General features: G+C 63.3%; 14 protein-coding genes. 8 read left to right on the forward strand and 6 right to left on the reverse strand.

What is annotated here, in order from left to right; translation table 11 throughout:
• Positions 1 to 23 precede the first annotated feature (23 nt).
• The 4 genes from PG897_RS10470 to PG897_RS10485 all read left to right on the forward strand — a co-directional run bounded on the left by PG897_RS10470 (position 24) and on the right by PG897_RS10485 (position 4,447).
• Complete coding sequence (locus PG897_RS10470; protein ID WP_043170295.1) at positions 24 to 1,040, forward strand: zinc-binding alcohol dehydrogenase family protein; 1,017 nt, start codon at positions 24 to 26, stop codon at positions 1,038 to 1,040.
• 526 nt (positions 1,041 to 1,566) lie between these two features.
• Positions 1,567 to 2,445 (forward strand): 50S ribosomal protein L11 methyltransferase, encoded by an 879-nt coding sequence (gene prmA / locus PG897_RS10475; RefSeq protein ID WP_005298012.1) that lies wholly within the window; start codon positions 1,567 to 1,569, stop codon positions 2,443 to 2,445.
• Positions 2,446 to 2,832: 387 nt separating this feature from the next.
• Positions 2,833 to 3,810, forward strand: a complete 978-nt coding sequence (locus tag PG897_RS10480) for a D-2-hydroxyacid dehydrogenase family protein (protein ID WP_043170296.1) — start codon at positions 2,833 to 2,835, stop codon at positions 3,808 to 3,810.
• Positions 3,811 to 3,883: 73 nt separating this feature from the next.
• Positions 3,884 to 4,447 (forward strand): sugar O-acetyltransferase, encoded by a 564-nt coding sequence (locus PG897_RS10485; RefSeq protein ID WP_043170297.1) that lies wholly within the window; start codon positions 3,884 to 3,886, stop codon positions 4,445 to 4,447.
• A 549-nt stretch (positions 4,448 to 4,996) separates the two neighbouring features.
• Here the strand turns inward: PG897_RS10485 and PG897_RS10490 are convergent.
• A complete protein-coding gene (locus PG897_RS10490; RefSeq protein ID WP_024941480.1) occupies positions 4,997 to 5,545 on the reverse strand; it encodes an NAD(P)H nitroreductase in 549 nt (182 codons plus the stop codon).
• Positions 5,546 to 5,651: 106 nt separating this feature from the next.
• On the reverse strand, positions 5,652 to 7,673 hold the full coding sequence (locus tag PG897_RS10495) for an NADPH-dependent 2,4-dienoyl-CoA reductase (RefSeq protein WP_043170299.1): 2,022 nt from the start codon (positions 7,671 to 7,673) through the stop codon (positions 5,652 to 5,654).
• A 310-nt stretch (positions 7,674 to 7,983) separates the two neighbouring features.
• Here PG897_RS10495 and sppA point away from each other — a divergent pair, with 310 nt between their 5' ends.
• Complete coding sequence (sppA, locus tag PG897_RS10500; protein WP_201882011.1) at positions 7,984 to 9,828, forward strand: signal peptide peptidase SppA; 1,845 nt, start codon at positions 7,984 to 7,986, stop codon at positions 9,826 to 9,828.
• Between the two features lie 60 nt (positions 9,829 to 9,888).
• Here sppA and PG897_RS10505 read toward each other — a convergent pair whose 3' ends face one another.
• Positions 9,889 to 10,446 carry an NUDIX domain-containing protein gene (locus PG897_RS10505; protein WP_201882013.1) on the reverse strand — a complete coding sequence of 186 codons (558 nt, stop codon included), beginning with the start codon at positions 10,444 to 10,446 and terminating at the stop codon, positions 9,889 to 9,891.
• Between the two features lie 6 nt (positions 10,447 to 10,452).
• Positions 10,453 to 11,253 carry a DUF2989 domain-containing protein gene (locus PG897_RS10510; protein ID WP_005297998.1) on the reverse strand — a complete coding sequence of 267 codons (801 nt, stop codon included), beginning with the start codon at positions 11,251 to 11,253 and terminating at the stop codon, positions 10,453 to 10,455.
• A 197-nt stretch (positions 11,254 to 11,450) separates the two neighbouring features.
• Between PG897_RS10510 and PG897_RS10515 the strand changes: the two genes are divergently transcribed.
• Positions 11,451 to 12,881 (forward strand): glyceraldehyde-3-phosphate dehydrogenase, encoded by a 1,431-nt coding sequence (locus tag PG897_RS10515; RefSeq protein WP_102988105.1) that lies wholly within the window; start codon positions 11,451 to 11,453, stop codon positions 12,879 to 12,881.
• 40 nt (positions 12,882 to 12,921) lie between these two features.
• Positions 12,922 to 13,215, forward strand: coding sequence for a YeaC family protein (locus PG897_RS10520; protein ID WP_017766723.1), 294 nt, complete (start codon positions 12,922 to 12,924; stop codon positions 13,213 to 13,215).
• A 255-nt stretch (positions 13,216 to 13,470) separates the two neighbouring features.
• On the opposite strand, the gene ansA is transcribed toward PG897_RS10520, so the two are convergent.
• Complete coding sequence (gene ansA, locus PG897_RS10525) at positions 13,471 to 14,478, reverse strand: asparaginase (protein WP_043170309.1); 1,008 nt, start codon at positions 14,476 to 14,478, stop codon at positions 13,471 to 13,473.
• Between the two features lie 513 nt (positions 14,479 to 14,991).
• On the opposite strand from ansA, the gene gltS reads away from it, so the two are divergent.
• Positions 14,992 to 16,191 (forward strand): sodium/glutamate symporter, encoded by a 1,200-nt coding sequence (gene gltS / locus PG897_RS10530; RefSeq protein WP_005297985.1) that lies wholly within the window; start codon positions 14,992 to 14,994, stop codon positions 16,189 to 16,191.
• Between the two features lie 185 nt (positions 16,192 to 16,376).
• Here gltS and PG897_RS10535 read toward each other — a convergent pair whose 3' ends face one another.
• A complete protein-coding gene (locus tag PG897_RS10535) occupies positions 16,377 to 18,248 on the reverse strand; it encodes a methyl-accepting chemotaxis protein (protein ID WP_017780299.1) in 1,872 nt (623 codons plus the stop codon).
• Positions 18,249 to 18,445: the final 197 nt, after the last annotated feature.

The raw sequence follows: 18,445 nt of genomic DNA on the forward strand, positions 1-18,445 counted from the left end.
CAACCGATTTGAAAGGAACTGCCATGAAAGCCATCGCCCTGACCCACTATCTGCCGAGCGATCATCCCGACTGCTTTATCGAGGCCAATCTGGCCGACCCGACGCCGGGCCCGCGCGACCTGCTGGTGCGGGTCAACGCCACCTCCATCAACCCGGTCGACACCAAGGTGCGCGCCCCCAAGGCCAAGGTCGAGAGCAGCCCGCGGGTGCTGGGCTGGGACGCCGTGGGCGAGGTGATCGCCGTCGGCCGCGAGGTGACCCTGTTCAAGGCGGGCGACCGGGTCTGGTATGCCGGCGACATCAGCCGCCCAGGCAGCAACAGCGCCCTGCAACTGGTGGATGAGCGCATCGCCGCCCTCGCCCCCGCCAGCCTGAGCGACCTGGAAGCGGCCGCCCTGCCGCTCACCGCCATCACCGCCTGGGAGACCCTGTTCGAACGCATGAGCCTCAGCCGCGAGAGCCGCGGACGACTGCTCATCATCGGCGGCGCCGGCGGGGTCGGCTCCATCGCCATCCAGCTGGCCCGCCAGCTCACCGGCATGGAGGTGATCGCCACCGCCTCGCGCCCCGAAACCCGGGCCTGGTGCCTGCAGATGGGGGCCCACCAGGTGGTGAGCCATCACCAGTTGCAAGAGGAGCTCACCGCCCTCGGCATCAACCAGGTGGACGCCATCTTCTGCACCAATGCCACCGAGCAGCACTGGGATGCCATGGCCAGCCTCATCAGCCCGTTCGGCCATATCTGCACCATCGCCGAATCGAGCGAGCCCTGGGATCTCTCCCTGCTCAAGAGCAAGAGCGTCACCTTCAGCCAGGAGTTCATGTTTACCCGCTCCCTGTTCCAGACCCCGGACATGATTGAGCAGCACAACCTGTTGGGGCTGGTCGCCGCCCTGGTGGATCAGGGCGTGGTCAAGAGCACCCTCAGCAAGGTGGTACCCGAGCTGACCCCGACGACCCTGGCTCAGGCCCATGCCGAGGTGGAAGCCGGCCGCATGGTGGGCAAGCTGGTGATCGACATGAGCCGGTTCGGCAACTAATCCCTTATGGGTAAAAACTGCACCATCATGGGGTGAACTCACCAGTGACAAGCCCCATCACTGCACAGCACATATCAGGCAACAGACAGTCACCACGCAGCTTCACCATAAAAAAGCCAAAAAAAAGGGGCCATCCCGCCGGGATGGCCCTAAATACCTGAACGTTGGGGTAACAATCACACACATATCCTTATGCAGGACCTCTGAACCTTTGCAGCTAGTGTGCCAATCTCGCCCCCCTCCCCGCTTTCTTGCCACATTGTGCCCTGCCACCGAGGTCTGCAGCCCCGGGCCACTCTGCGGGCAAAAAAAAGCCACCCGAAGGTGGCTGAAAAAGATGACGGAACTTTCCTAGAGCAAAGCATTCAGCGGGAACAGGTTGCTTCCCGTCACCCAATGAGGAATACATGAACCGTGCCAACTCGGCAAAGCCTGCCTCCTCCACCACACTGCATGGGCAAACCACGACAGCACACGCCCATGATGATAGAATCCCGCGGTTTCACATTTATGAAGAGTCGACGCCATGCCCTGGATACAAATTCGAATCAACGCCACTGCCAAGACCGCAGACAAGGTGAGCAACATGCTGCTGGGGCGTGGTGCCCAGGCGGTGACCTTTATGGATGCCAAGGATGTGCCCGTCTATGAACCCATGCCGGGTGAAACCCCGCTGTGGGGCGAGACCGAAGTAATGGGGCTGTTCGACGCCGAAACCGATCCGGCGCCCACCATCGCCTTCTTCCAGCAGATCTTCGGTGAAGACGTGGGCTACAAGGTGGAGCAGCTGGAAGACAAGGACTGGGTGCGCGAGTGGATGGATCACTTCCACCCCATGCAGTTCGGTGAGCGGCTGTGGATCTGCCCGAGCTGGCGCGACGTGCCGAACCCCGATGCGGTCAACGTCATGCTGGACCCGGGTCTGGCCTTCGGTACCGGTACCCACCCCACCACGGCGCTCTGCCTGCAGTGGCTGGACGGGCTGGATCTGGCTGGCAAGACAGTGGTCGACTTTGGTTGCGGCTCCGGCATCCTCGGCATCGCCGCCCTGAAACTGGGCGCGGCCCGGGTCATCGGCATCGACATCGATCCGCAGGCCATCCAGGCCAGCCGTGACAACGCGATGCGCAATGGCGTCGCCGATCAGATCGAACTCTACCTGCCGGCGGATCAGCCGCAAGATGTCGAAGCGGACGTGGTGGTCGCCAACATCCTGGCCGGCCCGCTGCGCGAGCTGGCGCCGCTCATCGCCGGCCACGGCAAGGCGGGCAGCCTGATGGCCCTCTCCGGCGTGCTGGAAAGCCAGGCGCCGGAGCTGGAGACCATCTACGGCCAGTGGTTCGAGATGGACCCGACCGCCGTCAAGGAAGAGTGGTGCCGCCTCTCCGGCCGCAAACTCGGCTGATAAGCAACAAGCCATGGCGGCTGCCAACCCATCGGCCGTAAACTCGGCTGATAAGCAATAAGCCACAGCGGCAGCCAACCCATCGGCCGTAAACTCGGCTGATAAACAACTAGCCACAGCGGCAGCCAACCCATCGGCCGTAAACTCGGCTGATAAGCAACAAGCCACGGTGGCTGCCAACCCATCGGCCGCAAACTCGGCTAAGCGGCACTTGCCAAACTATCAACGGGGCTCCCACACGGGAGCCCCGTCTGTTTTCGGTCCGCCGGCGGCAACCGCTTCTTCGCTGATTCCACCACCCAGCGCCATACATGCTCATTTGACCACACAGCTCACCCCGTTTCCGGTAGGATAGGCCGCCAGTCCCCCTTGAGACACGGAGTGCTTATGCGGATTGCCATACTGGATGACTATCAGGATCAGGTGCGTCATCTACCCTGCTTTACCCGCCTGGCGGGCCACGACGTCACCATTCTCACCCGAAGCGAACCTGACCCCGAGCGCCTTGCCGCCAGGCTGGCAGGGGTGGAGGCGCTGGTGCTCATCCGCGAGCGCACCCGCATCGACGAAGCCTTGCTGCGCAGGCTCCCCTCCCTTCGGCTCATCAGCCAGACCGGCAAGATCAGCCAGCATATCGACCCCCTCCTGTGTCAGCGCCACGGGGTGGCCGTCGCCGAAGGCATCGGCAGCCCGGTGGCGCCCGCCGAGCTCTGCTGGGCCCTCATCATGGCGGCCTCCCGCCACCTCCCGGCCTATTGCCATGCCCTCGCCCAGGGGCAGTGGCAGCAGTCCGGCACACTGGGGCTGGGGCGTACCTTGCAGGGGCTGACGCTCGGCATCTGGGGCTACGGCAAGATTGGCAGACTGGTGGCCGGTTACGGTCGGGCCTTCGGCATGTCGGTGCTGATCTGGGGTAGCGAGGGCTCCCGCCGGCAGGCCGAGCAGGATGGCCATGCCAGCGCCAGTGACAAGGAGAGCTTCTTTCGCGAGGCCGACATCCTCTCTTTGCATCTGCGCCTGAACGAGGCCACCCGTGGCTGCGTGACCCGCGCCGATCTCGCGCGGATGAAGGCCGACTCCCTGCTGGTCAACGTCAGTCGGGCGGAGCTTGTCGAGCCCGGCGCCCTTTATGCCGAACTCGCCGCCAACCCCACCCGGCGTGCAGCGCTCGACGTGTTCGACGCAGAGCCCGCCACGGCGCAGAGCGAGCCTTTGCTGCACCTGCCCAATGTGCTGGCCACGCCCCATCTCGGCTATGTGGAGCGCAACAGCTACCAACTCTACTTTCAGGCCGCCTTTGACAACCTGATTGCCTTTGCCGAGGGCAGACCGACCAATCTGGTGCTGCCCGTAGCGGGCCGCTGATCACGGTTATCCGGCGACCGGGCCGCTAGCATGTGTAACCCAGGCGCCACAAAGACAAGCCACAGGAGCCCCCATGACCGAGTACGACAAGATGATCGCCAGCCAGCCTTACAACTGCATGGCACCGGAACTGGATCTGCTGCGCCGGGAGGCGGCCCGCCTGTACCGCCGCTTCAATCGCAGCGACGAGGAGGATGAACAGCTGGCGCTGCTGCAGCAGATCGTCGGTGAGCTGGCTCAGGGCGCCTTTATCTGCCCGCCCCTCTACTGCACCTATGGCCGCCACATCTATCTTGGCGAGCGCAGCTACATCAACATGGGGGCCACCCTGCTGGACAACGCCCCCATTCGCATCGGCGCCGAGGTGATGATAGGGCCGAACGTGCAGATCTACACCGCCGCCCATGCGCTGGACGCCGATGAGCGGACTCAGGGGGTCGAGACCGCGCTGCCGGTCACCATCGAGGACCGGGTCTGGATCGGTGGCGGCGCCATCCTGCTGCCCGGCGTCACCATAGGGCGGGAGGCCATCGTGGGCGCCGGAGCCGTGGTCACCAAAGACGTGCCGGCCGGCGCCCGGGTGGCCGGCAACCCGGCCCGCGTGCTGCCCGCCAAAGGCAAGACGCCGGTAAGCTAGCGGCGCGCGCCGGGCGCTACGGAATTAAGGGGATCGGCGCCTGAAAAGCGCCCATAAAAATGAAGCCCAATGTCATCAAGACCATGCTGGCCTGTAAAAAGGCGACCTTTCCGGTCCTAGGAGGTTGAGGGTACCGGTACCTAAAAAACGCCCAAAAAAATGAAGCCCAATGTCATCAAGACCATGATGGCCTGTAAAAAGGTGGGGTTGCCGGTATCAGGGAGTTAAGGGGACCGGCACCTGAAAAACACCCATAAAAATGAAGCCCAATGTCATCAAGACGTTGGGCTGTAAAAAGGTGCTACGGAATTGCGACTCTCATCGCAGAAAATTAGAAGGGGTCACCTTCTAAACTGGCACAGGGATATTAACGAGGCGCAAACGTTTTACATAGCGTAATAAACCAGGATTGAGAACGGCATCTCACTATTTAAAAAATTCCCTGCCAGCCACGGCCTGCCTCTTGGCAATCCTTCAAATATCAGTACAGCCTGTCGCCAGAAACAAAAAAGCCCTGACAAGTCAGGGCTTTATCGACAGTTCATCGGACTAGAAGCGGCGCACGAATTCGCTCACCGGCAGCTCGCGCAGCTTGCGGGCCTCCAGCATGGGGGTGCCGAGGTAGAGGAAGCCCACCAGCTGATCGTCTGTACCAAGGCCAAGGCCGGCCTGGATCTGCTCGTCAAAGATAAACCAGCCGGAGCGCCAGATGCCGTTGAAGCCCTGGGCCTGGGCCGCCATCTGCATCGCCATCAGGGCGCAGCCGGCGGAAAGCTCCTGCTCCAGTCGCGGCACCTTGGGGTGCTTCTGATGGCGGGTCGCCACCGCGATCACCAGCGGTGCGCGCAGCGGTGCTTCCCGGCACTTCTTGATGCTCTCTTCATCCTCACCGCGGCTACGGGCGGCTTCCGCCAAAAGGGTGCCCAACCGCTCGCGGCCCTCCCCTTCGAACAGGATGAACTGCCAGGGGGTCAGGGTGCCGTGATCCGGCGCCCGCAGCCCGGCTTTGAGGATATTGTCGAGTATCTCGCCGGCGGGAGCCGGCTCGGCCAGACGGCCACAGGAGTGGCGGTTGAGTAACAGGTGGAGGGCATCCATGAGCAGTTCCTTGTCAGGGGCTATGATGGCGCTACCTTAGCACAGCACCGTATGAAGAAAACCCCTGAGCCTCAGGGGTTTGTCGCAATACATGGCGGCCCGTCGACTAGATGACCGCCGCCAGCTCGGCCCCCTGGCGGATGGCGCGCTTGGCGTCCAGCTCGGCGGCCACATCGGCCCCGCCGATGATGTGTACCGGCTTGCCCGCCGCCTGCAGACCGGCCTGCAGCTCCTTGAGGGGTTCCTGGCCGGCGCAGATGATCACCTGATCCACCGGCAGGCACTGCTGCTGGTCGCCCACCCGGATGTGGAGCCCCTCGTCGTCGATGCGCAGGTACTGCACGCCGGAGAGCATCTCCACCTTGCGGTTCTTGAGCACGGTGCGGTGGATCCAGCCGGTGGTCTTGCCCAGGCCGTCGCCCACCTTGCTCTCCTTGCGCTGGAGCAGCCAGATCTGGCGCTCGGGGGCGTCGATCACCGGGGTCGTCAGACCGCCGCGCTCGCCGAGCTGCTTGTCGATGCCCCACTCCTTGAGCCAGTGATCCCGGCTCTGGCCCCCATCCGCCCGTTTTTCCACCAGATATTCGGCCACGTCAAAGCCGATGCCGCCGGCCCCGATCACCGCCACCTTCTCGCCCACCGGTTTGTGATCCCGCAAGACATCGAGGTAACTCATCACCTTGGGATGCTCGATACCCGGAATGTTGGGGGTGCGCGGGCGGATGCCGGTGGCGAGGATCACCTCGTCAAAGCCGCCGCCAAGCAGGCTCTCGGCGCTCTGGCGCTGACCCAGATAGAGCTCGACGCCGCACTTCTCCAGCCGCTTGGCAAAGTAGCGCAGGGTTTCGTGAAACTCCTCCTTGCCCGGGATCTGCTTGGCGAAGTTGAACTGGCCACCGATCTCGCTCGCCTGATCGAACAGGCTCACCTGATGGCCACGCTCGGCAGCGTAGCAGGCAAACGCCAGCCCGGCCGGACCGGCCCCCACCACCGCCAGCTTCTTGGGCTGGGGCACCCGGCCGAAGTTGAGCTCGGTCTCGAAGCAGGCACGCGGATTGACCAGGCAGGAGGCACGCTTCTGCTTGAAGATGTGGTCGAGGCAGGCCTGGTTACAGGCGATGCAGGTGTTGATCTCGTCCGCCCTGTCTTCGGCCGCCTTGATGACAAATTCAGGGTCGGCCAGGAAGGGGCGCGCCATGGAGACCATATCCGCCTCGCCGCCCGCCAGAATGCGCTCGGCCACCTCGGGGGTGTTGATGCGGTTGGTGGTGATGAGCGGCACCTTGAGGTGTTTTTTCAGCTCCGCCGTCACCCAGCTGAAGGCGCCGCGCGGCACGCTGGTGGCGATGGTGGGAATACGCGCCTCGTGCCAGCCGATGCCGGTGTTGATGAGGGTGACCCCCACCTGCTCCAGCGCCTTGCCAAGCGCAATCACCTCTTCCAGGGTCGAGCCCTGCTCCACCAGATCCAGCATGGAGAGGCGGAAGATGATGATGAAATCCGGCCCGACCCGCTCGCGGATGGCGCGGACAATCTCCACCGGGAAGCGCATGCGGTTTTCGCTGCTGCCACCCCAGCCGTCGGTGCGCTTGTTGGTGCGCTCGCAGATGAACTGGTTGATGAGGTAGCCTTCCGAGCCCATCACCTCGACCCCGTCGTAGCCCGCGCTCCTGGCCAGTTGCGCGGTGGCGGCGAAGTCGCGGATGGTGCCGCGGATCTGCCGTTCGCTCATGGCGCGCGGCTTGAACGGAGAGATGGGGGCCTTGAGGGCACTCGGCGCCAGGCTGAACGGATGATAGGCGTAGCGGCCGGCATGGAGGATCTGCAGCGCTATCTTGCCCCCTTCCTGATGCACCGCACTGGTCACCTTCTTGTGCTTGGCCACCTGCCAGGGAAAGCTCAGCTGGGAGCCGTGGGGCACCAGCCGACCGCGCAGGTTGGGGGCGATGCCGCCGGTCACGATGAGGCCGACCCCGCCCCGGGCCCGCTCGCCATAGAAGGCGGCCAGCTTGTCAAAGCCCCCCTTCTCCTCTTCGAGGCCGGTGTGCATGGATCCCATCAACACGCGGTTGCGCAGCTGGGTAAAGCCCAGATCGAGGGGGGTCAGCAGGGTCGGGTAACGGCTCATCATGAACTCCTTGTCGGGGCCGGGCTGGATGGCACCACGCCCATCCCCCGCCGTCCGGACTCAGGCCTGGAACAAGGCGGCAGCATGGGTGGGCGGCTCACAGGGCCTCCAGTTAATTTTTTGTTATCAAACCGAGGCTAGAGTAAAGAATCAAAAATGCTTTTTCAAACAAATGTTTGGACAATTTTTCGGCGAACAGACGTGTTCCGAACTCACCGGCTCCAATCCTCTCCAAGCGGAAATGGCATTTCACCGGCCAACTGGTTAATAATGGCGCTTCCCTCCCCATTAACAGGGCGATAACGCGACTATGTCTATTTTCAAAGGTCTGGGTTGGCTGTTTCGCAGCCTGTGGCGCCTGCTCAATTTCACCCGGCTGATGCTGGTCAATCTGCTGTTTCTCGTCGTGGTCTTGATCATCGTTTTCAGCGTCAGCCAGAAAGAGGCCCCCAGCGCCCCCATCGAAGGGGCCCTCACCCTCAATCTCTCCGGCGTACTGGTGGAACAGCGCTCGCAAACCGACCCCACGGTGCAGCTGCTGCGCCAGGTGGACAACAGCGACGAGCTGCCCAGCGAGATCGTCCTCTCCGATCTGCTGTGGGCCATCAAGAACGCCAAGGATGACGATCGCATCAAGGCACTGGTGATCAAGCCCCAGGGGCTGCAGGGCACCAGCTTCTCCAAACTGCAGGAGGTGGCGAGCGCCATCGATGCATTCAAGGAGAGCGGCAAGCCGGTCATCGCCATGGCCGACTTCTACACCCAGGGCCAGTACCTGCTGGCCGCCCACGCCGATCACGTGCTGCTCAACCAGAGCGGCGCCGTGGTGATCGAGGGGCTCGGCGTCTACCAGACCTACTACAAGTCGGCGCTGGAGAAGCTCAACATCACCCCGCACGTGTTCAAGGTCGGTACCTACAAGTCTTTCGTCGAACCCTATACCCGCGACGAGATGTCCCCCGAGAGCAAGGAAGCGAACCAGCGCTGGCTGGATCAGCTGTGGCAATCCTATGTGGCCGACGTGGCCGAGCAGCGCGAAATCGAACCGGACGCCGTGGCGCCGGGCAAGGATCGCTTCCTCGAGCTGTTGCGCAAGGCCGGCGGCAACGCGGCCAACTACGCCCTCGACAACGGCCTGGTGGACCAGCTGGCAACCCGCGACGAGATGACCCAGGCGGTGATCAAAGAAGTGGGCGAGAGCGATGACCACGGCTGGAAGGGGGTTGGCCTCAAGGAGTACCTGGCCGCCATTCCGAACCAGTATCCCCAGAGCGGCAAGGATGAGGTGGGCCTCATCGTCGCCAGCGGCGCCATCATGGATGGTGTCCAGCCTGCCGGCACCATAGGCGGTGACAGCCTCTCCGATCTGCTGGCCGATGCCCGCCGCGATGACAAGGTGAAGGCCGTGGTGCTGCGGGTCGACAGCCCGGGCGGCAGCGCCTTCGCAGCCGAGCAGATCCGCGCCGAGCTGCTGGCCCTCAAGCAGGCCGGCAAGCCGGTGGTGATCTCCATGGGCAGCTACGCCGCCTCCGGCGGTTACTGGATCTCCGCCGATGCGGACAAGATCTTCGCCTCCCCCACCACCCTCACCGGCTCCATCGGGGTGTTCGGCATGTTCGCCACCATCGACAAGGCACTCTCCCAGTACGGGGTGCACACCGACGGTGTTGGCACCACCGATTATGTCGGCGTCGGCCTGACCCGGGCCCTGCCGGAACACGTCGGCCAGGCGATCCAGCTGAACGTGGAAGATACCTACCAGCGCTTCGTCGGTCTGGTGAGCAAGGGCCGTGGCCTGAGCCCGGAAGAGACCGAGAAAGCGGCCGAGGGCCGGGTCTGGACCGGCCAGGACGCCAAGGCACTGGGCCTGGTGGACGAGTTTGGCGATCAGGAGGCGGCCATCAAGGCGGCAGCCGAGCTGGCCAACCTCAAGGAGTGGCAGGTCGCCCCCATCGAGCAGGAAGAGTCGGCCAAAGACAAGTTCCTGCGCCAGCTGTTCGACAGCAGCGCCCAGGTGCTGGCTTCGCACCTGCAGAGCTGGCTGCCGGCCGGCCTTGGCAAGGCGCTGGTGGAGGTGAACCGCAGCCTGGACCCGCTGACCCGCTTCAACGATCCGCAGGGCACCTACGCCCTCTGCCCGGTCTGCACACCCTGATCGGCAACCAACGCAAAAAAACCGCCAATCGGCGGTTTTTTTTTGGTGCAGTGAAAGTACTCAGCCCAACAGGCCGGCACCGTGCCAGTGCTGCAGTTCGGCCAGCACCCGCGTCTCCCGCGCCGTCCACTGGGGGCAGGAGCCCGCCAGCTGGGTCTTGTTGGTCTGCAGCGCCTCGGCCAGCTCGAACCAGCCGGGGGTGAAGCCGAGCCTTATCTCGTAGGGCTGGGGCCGCGGCTCGCTCCAGTTCTCCCCCACCTGACAGAGGTAGTAGAAGGAGCGGATGCAGTAGGCGTCGTAGTCGGTCTCGCGGGCCGGACGGTACTCCCGCGTCTGCCCGAGCAGGGCGCCGACCGCCACCAGTTCGGCGCCGCACTCTTCGCGCAGCTCGCGGGCCAGGGCCGTGTTGTGGCACTCGCCGTGCTCGATGCCGCCACCGGGAAACATGAGATCGCCGTTGACACTGGAGTGCACCAGCAGCAGCTGGTCGCCACGCAGCACGATGGCCCGGGCGGTGACCCGCTCCAGCTGGCGGCCATCCGTATTGACCCGGCCGTGGGTGAGCCGGATATCGAAGGGGTGCGGCCAGTCGCTGGCCAGAGGTTCAATGTGGTTCATCAGGACTCAGGGACGATAGGTTCCGCTTTTCAGCTGTTCGACCAGGATGGCGGCCTGGCTGTCCAGACCCTCCTGCTGTTGTTTGCTCAGGGAGTGGTAGAGGCTGAAACGGCTGGCCGACACCTCGGCGGCGTTCTGGAACGACTCGCTCACCTTGCCCCACAGATAGGCCTGCCCGTACTCCTTCTGGCCCATGTAGAGGGTGCTGAGGGAGGTGAGGATGCGGCCGTTCACCTGATCCCCTTCCCGGTAGAGAGAGAGGGCGTGCTGCATCAGCGCGATGGCCTTTTGCGGCTCGCGCTTGGCATAGATGCCCCCGAGCGCCAGCTGCAGTTCGGGCTCCTCGAGCGCGGGCTGCCCCTCCAGCGCCAGAAACTGCTGGCGGGCCAGCTCGTTGGTGTTGTTGGTCCAGTGCCAGAGCAGCAGATAGGGATCCTTGGCGTTGCGGGTAGCAGCATCGAGCTGGGCCAGCTGGTCGCCAGCCGCCAGCATCCCCTCCACCCGCGGGCTCTTCTGCTCGCGGGCCCGCTTGTACTCGATGTTGGTGGAGCGCTCGGCACACTTGAGATAGCGCTCCAGGCTGCGCATCAACTCGTACTGATGCCGCTCCGTCTGCTCCGCCTGCAGGTAGTAGCGAGCCCGGATGATGTCGCTGCGCTCGTAACGACACCAGCCGTCGTCCACCAGATCCTGACAGAGGGCCGGATAGTTGGCACAGATGTTGTGGATCCTGTCATCGTCACAGGCGGTAAGCACCAGGCCGCAACAGAGGCCGAACAGCAGGGTTCTAGCTGGAAAAGGGGTCATGGTTCACATCTTGTTGGTAACAATTGCAGCCCGCTATAGCCACCCTTGGCTAGCAAACGAATTACATATCCATTACAATGCGCGCGCCGTATAAGGCCGCGACTGCAGAATAATATAACGAAATATACACCCCTACACTGATCTGCATTCGACGAATTTCTATTTGCCCCAACAACGTGAAATAAAGGATCTGGTTAATGACCCACGAGCACTATCTGCAGGCGTGGCAGGAGAGCCAGGAGCTCGCCGAAGCCATGCAACCCCTGATCGGTCGCCTCTACCGTCAGCAAGGGATCGAGATCACCATCTTCGGCCGCCCGCTACAAAACGCCTCCACCATCGATATCCTCAAGGCCCACCGGGTCGTTCGCCGCCACCAGGGAGCCCCCCTCCCGATCCAACAGAGCTTTCCCCTGCTGCAAGCCATCCTGGCCCTGAACCCGACCGCCGCCGAGATCGATCTGGGCAAACTGGCCGTGGGTTACTGGCAGGATCACCAGGATGAAGCCGGCATCGACGACTACCTGCGTGCCAAGCTGGCACCGGCCCTGGGTCGCGGCGTACCGGCTCCGACCGACGTGGTGCTGTACGGCTTCGGCCGCATCGGCCGTCTGCTGGCCCGGTTGCTGATCGAGCGCACCGGCGCCGCCAACTCCCTGCGCCTGCGCGCCATCGTGGTGCGCGGCGGTCGCGATGGAGATCTGGAGAAGCGTGCCAGCCTGCTGCGCCGTGACTCGGTACACGGCCCCTTCAACGGCTCCATCGAAGTGGATGTGGAACGCAGCGCCATCATCGCCAATGGCACCTTCATCCAGGTGATTTACGCCAACAGCCCGGCCGACATCGACTACACCGCCTACGGCATTCACGATGCGCTGATCGTCGACAACACCGGCGTCTGGCGTGACGAGGCGGGTCTGTCCGAGCACCTCAAGGCGCGCGGCGCCGCCCGGGTGCTGCTGACCGCTCCCGGCAAGGGGGAGATGAAGAACGTGGTGTTCGGGGTCAACCACGAGGTAATAGGCCCGGATGACAAGATCATCTCCGCCGCCTCCTGCACCACCAACGCCATCACCCCGGTGCTCAAGGTGATGCAGGACAAGTACGGTATCCGCCACGGTCACGTGGAGACGGTCCACTCCTACACCAACGACCAGAACCTCATCGACAACTATCACAAGGGCGAGCGACGCGGTCGCAGCGCGGCCCTCAACATGGTGATGACCAGCACCGGCGCCGCCAAGGCGGTGGCCAAGGCGCTGCCCGAGCTCAAGGGCAAGCTGACCGGCAACGCCATCCGGGTGCCTACACCCAACGTGTCGCTAGCCATCATCAACCTTTCGCTGGAACAGACCACCGATCGGGAGAGCCTCAACGCCTATCTGCAGCAGATGGCGCTGAGCTCTGCCCTGCATCGCCAGATCGACTTCAGCGCCAGCACCGAGCTGGTCTCCTCCGACATGGTGGGCTCCCGCTTTGCGGGCATCGTCGACTCCCAGGCCACCATCGCCGAGGGGGATCACTGCGTGCTCTACGTATGGTATGACAACGAGTTCGGGTACAGTTGTCAGGTAGTGCGGGTGATGGAGCAGATGGCTGGCGCAGTCCGCCAGGATCTACCGGTCTGATCCCGATTCGTCATGGCTCAATGTGCAAGGAGAAGGCCGGATGTCGTTTCAACAAGGTGAGTTTTTGCAAGCAATCAGGCAGATGCCCAAAGAGGTGTACGAACGCCTCAAGACGGCGGTCGAGCTCGGCAAGTGGCCTGATGGCAAGCCGCTCACCGACGAGCAGAAGGCCACATCGCTGCAGGCCGTGATGGCCTGGCAGGCGATGCACCTCGACAACCCCGAGCACATGAACATCGGCCGTGACGGCGAGATCGTGATGAAGAGCAAGAGCGAGCTCAAGCGCCAGTATCGCGACGAGGAAGAGATAGTGCGGGTCGACCTCAGCCACTGAGGCAGGCCGCACGTCACCTATCGCGGTAACGAAACGAAAGAGGGGAGCCATAATGGCTCCCCTCTTTTTTCCTCTATATGCAGGATGACTCATCCCCCTCATCCCCGGCCCTTCTCCCACCAGGGGAGAAGGGAGCTAGCACGCACCTGCTAACAGTAAGCGGGCCACCTGCCGGCGATCTTCATGGCAAGCTTCGCGGCCAACAGCACCTCGAGCTATCCCCTCTCCCGCTGGGAGAGGGTGAGGGGGAACCAGTCAGGGGGTCAGCTCACCCCGCAGGGACTGCTGCATAAGCTCGCGGATGCGCGGCGCCGGCAGATCCTGGCTCAGCAGGAAGTGCAGCTTGGTCAGCGCCGCCTCGGCGGTCATGTCAAAGCCCGAGATGACCCCGGCGCGCGACAGGGCGTTGCCGGTGGCATAGCCCCCCATGTTGACCTTGCCGTGCAGACACTGGCTCAGGTTGACGATGATGACGCCACGCGCCGATGCCTCGGAGAGCAGCGCCAGCATGGCCGGATTCTGCGGCGCATTGCCCACCCCGAAGGAGAGCAGGATCAGCGCCCGCACCGGCTGCTGCAGGATGTTCGCAATCACCTCGGCCGAGATGCCGGGATAGAGAGTCACCACGCCGATGGGTTGAGGGGTGATGTCGTGCAGCACCAGCGGCCGCTCGGAGGGCACATCCAGCTCGCCAGCCTCCAGCGAGATGGCGATGCCGGCGTTGAGCAGCGGCGGGTAGTTGGGCGAATCGAAGGCGTGGAAGCCGTCGGCGTGCACCTTCTTGCTGCGGTTGCCGCGATAGAGCTGGTTGTTGAAGAACAGCGTCACCTCGTGGATCGGGTAGTTGGCCGCAATGTAGAGGGCATTGAGCAGGTTCTGCTGACCGTCGGAGCGCAGCTCGGCGAGCGGGATCTGGGAGCCGGTAATGATCACCGGCTTGTGCAGATCTTCGAGCATGAAGGAGAGCGCCGAGGCGGTGAACGACATGGTGTCGGTGCCGTGCAGGATGACGAAACCGTCGTATTTCTCGTAGTTGTCACGAATGTCCTCGGCGATGCGCTGCCAGTCCGCCGGCGTCATGTCGGAAGAGTCGATGAGGGGCGCATATTCGTGAATATGGTAATCCGGCATCTCGGGACGATGGAACTCGGGCATCCGCGCCAGACAGTCTTCCATGAAACCCGCCATCGGCACATAGCCGTGGTCGGAACGCTGCATCCCTATGGTGCCGCCTGTGTAGGCGATATAGATGGACTTCTTCACACCCTCTCCTCTTTGATGGGCACAACAGCCGCGAATCGTGGCTCAAACTGGACGAAACGGTGGCATAGACTGCCTGCCGCATTCGCCATGGGCCGAAAGCCCGCACATGATAGCGCGCCAGGCTGCCGGCTCACATCCCACCAGTGCCGTCCGCGGGCCAAAAACCGCCGAATTATAGGGACTGGCGCCCCAAATGACAGCCAGGAAATAGCCCTCACCCCGGCTTGCACCGCGACCAACCCGATAGTGTTAAATTTCACAACAAACACAATGAGCGACCATTTATCTGACAAATGTGGATATAAGTGGTGTTTTTTGCTACTATCCGCTCGATTTTTCATAAATCTCATCTGGATGCCTGATCAATTCAGGCCCGCACCGGTCCCATTCTTACGTGGGGCGGGGGCATGGCGCCCCTTCTTTGTTGGCACCTGAGCCACACTGTTTTTATCCCGGCTGAATCTGTGAGTCTGCATCAACGAAAGACACAGCCAATCAACATGGGAGTACTGAATGCTACAACTTGATTCCTACGCCACCCTGGTCGCAGCCACCCTGGTGTTGCTGCTCGGTCGTCTGCTGGTGACCCGAGTCGGGCTGCTGCGCACCTTCAACATCCCCAAACCGGTTGCCGGCGGCCTGGTGGTCGCCCTGGTGCTGCTGCTGCTGCGCTCCACCCTGCAGATGGAGCTGCAGTTCGATACCAGCCTGCAAACCCCGCTGATGCTGGCGTTCTTCGCCTCCATCGGTCTCTCCGCCGATCTCGCCAGCCTCAAGCGCGGCGGCAAGGCGGTGCTCACCTTCCTGCTGGTGGTCACCGGCCTGCTGCTGGTGCAAAACAGCCTGGGGGTGGGTCTGGCCACCCTGCTCGGCCTGGATCCCCACATGGGGCTGCTGGCCGGTTCCATCACCCTCTCCGGCGGCCACGGCACCGGGGCGGCCTGGGGCGCCACCTTCACCGAGAAGTACGGGGTGCAATCCGCCGCCGAGCTCGCCATCGCCTGTGCCACCTTCGGCCTGGTGCTGGGGGGCCTGATCGGTGGTCCGGTGGCCCGCTATCTGGTGAAGAAGGTGCAGGTGCCCGGCGAGGAGCACAACCGGGACGACGCGCCACAAGGCTTCGAGATGCCGGACATGGAGCGCCCGCTCACCACCTTCAGCCTGATCGAGACCCTGGCGCTGATCGCCATCAGCCTGAAGGGGGGCGAGATGCTCTCCGCCTATCTCAAGGGCGGCGCCTTCGAGCTGCCAGTGTTCGTCTGCGTGCTGTTCGTCGGCGTGCTGCTGCGCAACGTGCTGACCCTGCTCAACTGGCACGAGGTGAGCGACCGCGAAGTCTCTCTGCTCGGCAACGTCAGTCTGTCGCTGTTCCTGGCGATGGCGCTGATGAGCCTGCGACTGTGGGATCTGGCCAACCTGGCGCTGCCCATCTTCATCCTGCTGGCGGCCCAGACCGTGGCCATGGCGCTCTACGCCATCTTCGTCACCTTCCGGGTAATGGGCCGCAACTATGATGCGGCCGTGCTGGCAGCGGGCCACTGCGGCTTTGGCCTGGGGGCCACCCCCACCGCCATCGCCAACATGCAGGCCATCACCCAGCGCTTCGGTCCCTCCCACCTGGCGTTTCTGGTGGTGCCCATGGTGGGCGCCTTCTTCATCGACATCATCAACGCCATGGTGATCAAGCTGTTCCTGGCACTGCCCTTCCTGTAATTCCTTTCCCGTCAGACGTATATGAACAGAGCCCACCCCCTGGTGGGCTCTGCCATTTCTGCTCGCCAGCTTCTCTGCACCACTTCCTTCATGGATAGCCGTGGCGAGACCCATAAACAAAAAGCCCCGCACTCGGCCGAGTGCGGGGCTTGGTCATGGCGGCCGTGTTCGCCGCGTTCAAGCACTTACAGGATAAAGGTCGAGACCTGCTTGTTCAGGTCGGTGGCCCGCCCCTTGAGGCTCTCGGCCTGATCCAGATCGCGCATGGCGGCGGCGGTGATCTCGTCACTCACATCCTTGATGGCGGTGGTATTCTGGGTAATCTCGCCGGTCACCTGGGTCTGCTCCTCGGCGGCCGTGGCGATCTGGCCCGCCATGTCGGAGATGAGGCTGACTGCCTGGGTGATCTCTTCGAGCGCAGCGGCGGCGGCATCGGCGTCTTTCACGCTGTTGTCCGCCAGCCCCTGGCTGGTCTGCATCAGGCTCACCGCACGGGCCGTGGTCTGCTGCAGGGTCTCGATGGTGGACTGGATCTCCTGGGTGGAGTCCTGGGTACGGCGCGACAGCACCCGTACCTCGTCCGCCACTACCGCGAAACCGCGACCCTGTTCACCGGCGCGGGCCGCCTCGATGGCCGCGTTCAGCGCCAGCAGGTTGGTCTGCTCGGCGATGCCCTGAATGGTGGAGAGGATACCGGAGATGGCCTGGGCGTGGCGGCTCAGCTCGCCGATCACCTCGGTCGCCTGCCCCACTTCCTCGGCCAGACCGTTGATGGACTGACGGGTCTGGTTCACCAGCATCTTGCCCTGCTCACTGCTCTGGGCGGACTGCTGGGCCGCGGCGGCGGTGTTCTCGGCGTTGCCGGCGATCTCCATGGTGGCGCTCGCCATCTCGGTGACGGCGGTGGCGACCATGGTCACCTCCTGTTGCTGGCGCTGCAACTCGTCCACGGCGGCCTGGTTGGTCACCAGACTGCGCTCGGCATCGGCGTTCAGCTCGTTGGCCAGCTGGCGGATGTTGCCGATCAGCTGGTGCTGGCTGCCGACGAAGCGGTTGAAGCTGTTGGCCAGCTGACCCACCTCGTCGTTGGTGTCGATCTTGATGCGCTGGGTCAGATCGCCGTTGCCGTCGGCGATGCGGGCCAGCGCCTGGGAGACCTTGCCGAGCGGGCCGAGCAGCAGGCTGACCAGCCAGGAGATGGCGAGGATGCTGCCCACCAGCACCAGCAGGGCCAGGCCGAGCTGGGTCATCAGCAGGGAAGAGAGCGGCGCCTCCAGGGTCTCCTTGTCCAGCACCAGCACCAGCTCCCAGTCGGTGTCGGGGATATCCACCGCCCACAGCAGCTTGTCGCGCCCTTCGCCGTCGAAGTAGGCCGGCACCAGGCTGTTGCTGGTCTTGCTCTGCTCGATCAGGGCATTGGTCAGATCGTTGTCGATCTCGGTGGCCGGTTTCATCGCCTTGGCGGCGTCCTTGTAGGCGATGACGGTGCCGTCCTTGTGCATCATGATGGCGAAACCGTCGGCCGGCAGCTTCATCTTGGTGACGTCTTCCACCAGCGAGGCGATGGAGAGGTCGCCACCGACCACGCCGCCCTGCGCCGGCTGGGCCAGGGTCACCACCATGATGTTGTAGGCCACGTCAAGGTAAGGCTTGGTGACGATCATGCCACCCTTGCCCATCGCCTCCTGATACCAGCCGCGGGAGCGGGGATCGTAACCGTCACGATTGATGGAGGGATCGGAGTCGTTCATCTTGCCGCTGCTCTCACCAAAGTAGGTGAGCTGGAAGCGGCCGGAGACTTGCGCCTGTTGCAGGGCGTTGAGGGGTTCGGCACCGGCCTTGTTGCCGAGCGCCTGAATGACGTCGCGACGGGCAGCAAGCCAGTCACTGACGCTGGCGGCCTGCTGGTTGCCGAGGCGTTGCACCTGTTCCTGACTGCCTTGCAGCAACAGGGACTTCTGGCTGGTATAGCTCTGCCAGGAGAGCAGCAGGATCACCAGCGAGAGGGCGATGACCACTGACAACAGTATCTTCTGCTTGAGTGATAGATTTTTCATCATGCGTTCTTCTTATGGAGGTCAGGAACAGGATTTCCCAAAAAGTGCACAGCACTGCGTAGTTATTAACGACCCGTCGGCACAAAACTGAACCGGAAAATGGGGCGGTGGGCGATATTTTCCACCGAGTTGGGGAAAACTGCACCAGAAATTGACTACCGGGCACGCACAAGGACAGCCGACCCTGTTTATTCCTT

This window comes from Aeromonas sp. QDB20 (assembly GCF_027707805.1).
GTDB classification, from domain to species: Bacteria; Pseudomonadota; Gammaproteobacteria; order Enterobacterales; family Aeromonadaceae; genus Aeromonas; species Aeromonas dhakensis.

Coding starts and splice junctions, on each gene's coding strand:
- PG897_RS10490 (WP_024941480.1), bottom strand. CDS start 5,545: ATGGATGCCCTCCACCTGTTACTCAACCGCCACTCCTGTGGCCGTCTG.
- PG897_RS10480 (WP_043170296.1), top strand. CDS start 2,833: ATGCGGATTGCCATACTGGATGACTATCAGGATCAGGTGCGTCATCTA.
- PG897_RS10470 (WP_043170295.1), top strand. CDS start 24: ATGAAAGCCATCGCCCTGACCCACTATCTGCCGAGCGATCATCCCGAC.
- PG897_RS10485 (WP_043170297.1), top strand. CDS start 3,884: ATGACCGAGTACGACAAGATGATCGCCAGCCAGCCTTACAACTGCATG.
- PG897_RS10495 (WP_043170299.1), bottom strand. CDS start 7,673: ATGAGCCGTTACCCGACCCTGCTGACCCCCCTCGATCTGGGCTTTACC.
- PG897_RS10535 (WP_017780299.1), bottom strand. CDS start 18,248: ATGAAAAATCTATCACTCAAGCAGAAGATACTGTTGTCAGTGGTCATC.
- PG897_RS10515 (WP_102988105.1), top strand. CDS start 11,451: ATGACCCACGAGCACTATCTGCAGGCGTGGCAGGAGAGCCAGGAGCTC.
- sppA (WP_201882011.1), top strand. CDS start 7,984: ATGTCTATTTTCAAAGGTCTGGGTTGGCTGTTTCGCAGCCTGTGGCGC.
- PG897_RS10520 (WP_017766723.1), top strand. CDS start 12,922: ATGTCGTTTCAACAAGGTGAGTTTTTGCAAGCAATCAGGCAGATGCCC.
- PG897_RS10505 (WP_201882013.1), bottom strand. CDS start 10,446: ATGAACCACATTGAACCTCTGGCCAGCGACTGGCCGCACCCCTTCGAT.
- prmA (WP_005298012.1), top strand. CDS start 1,567: ATGCCCTGGATACAAATTCGAATCAACGCCACTGCCAAGACCGCAGAC.
- gltS (WP_005297985.1), top strand. CDS start 14,992: ATGCTACAACTTGATTCCTACGCCACCCTGGTCGCAGCCACCCTGGTG.
- PG897_RS10510 (WP_005297998.1), bottom strand. CDS start 11,253: ATGACCCCTTTTCCAGCTAGAACCCTGCTGTTCGGCCTCTGTTGCGGC.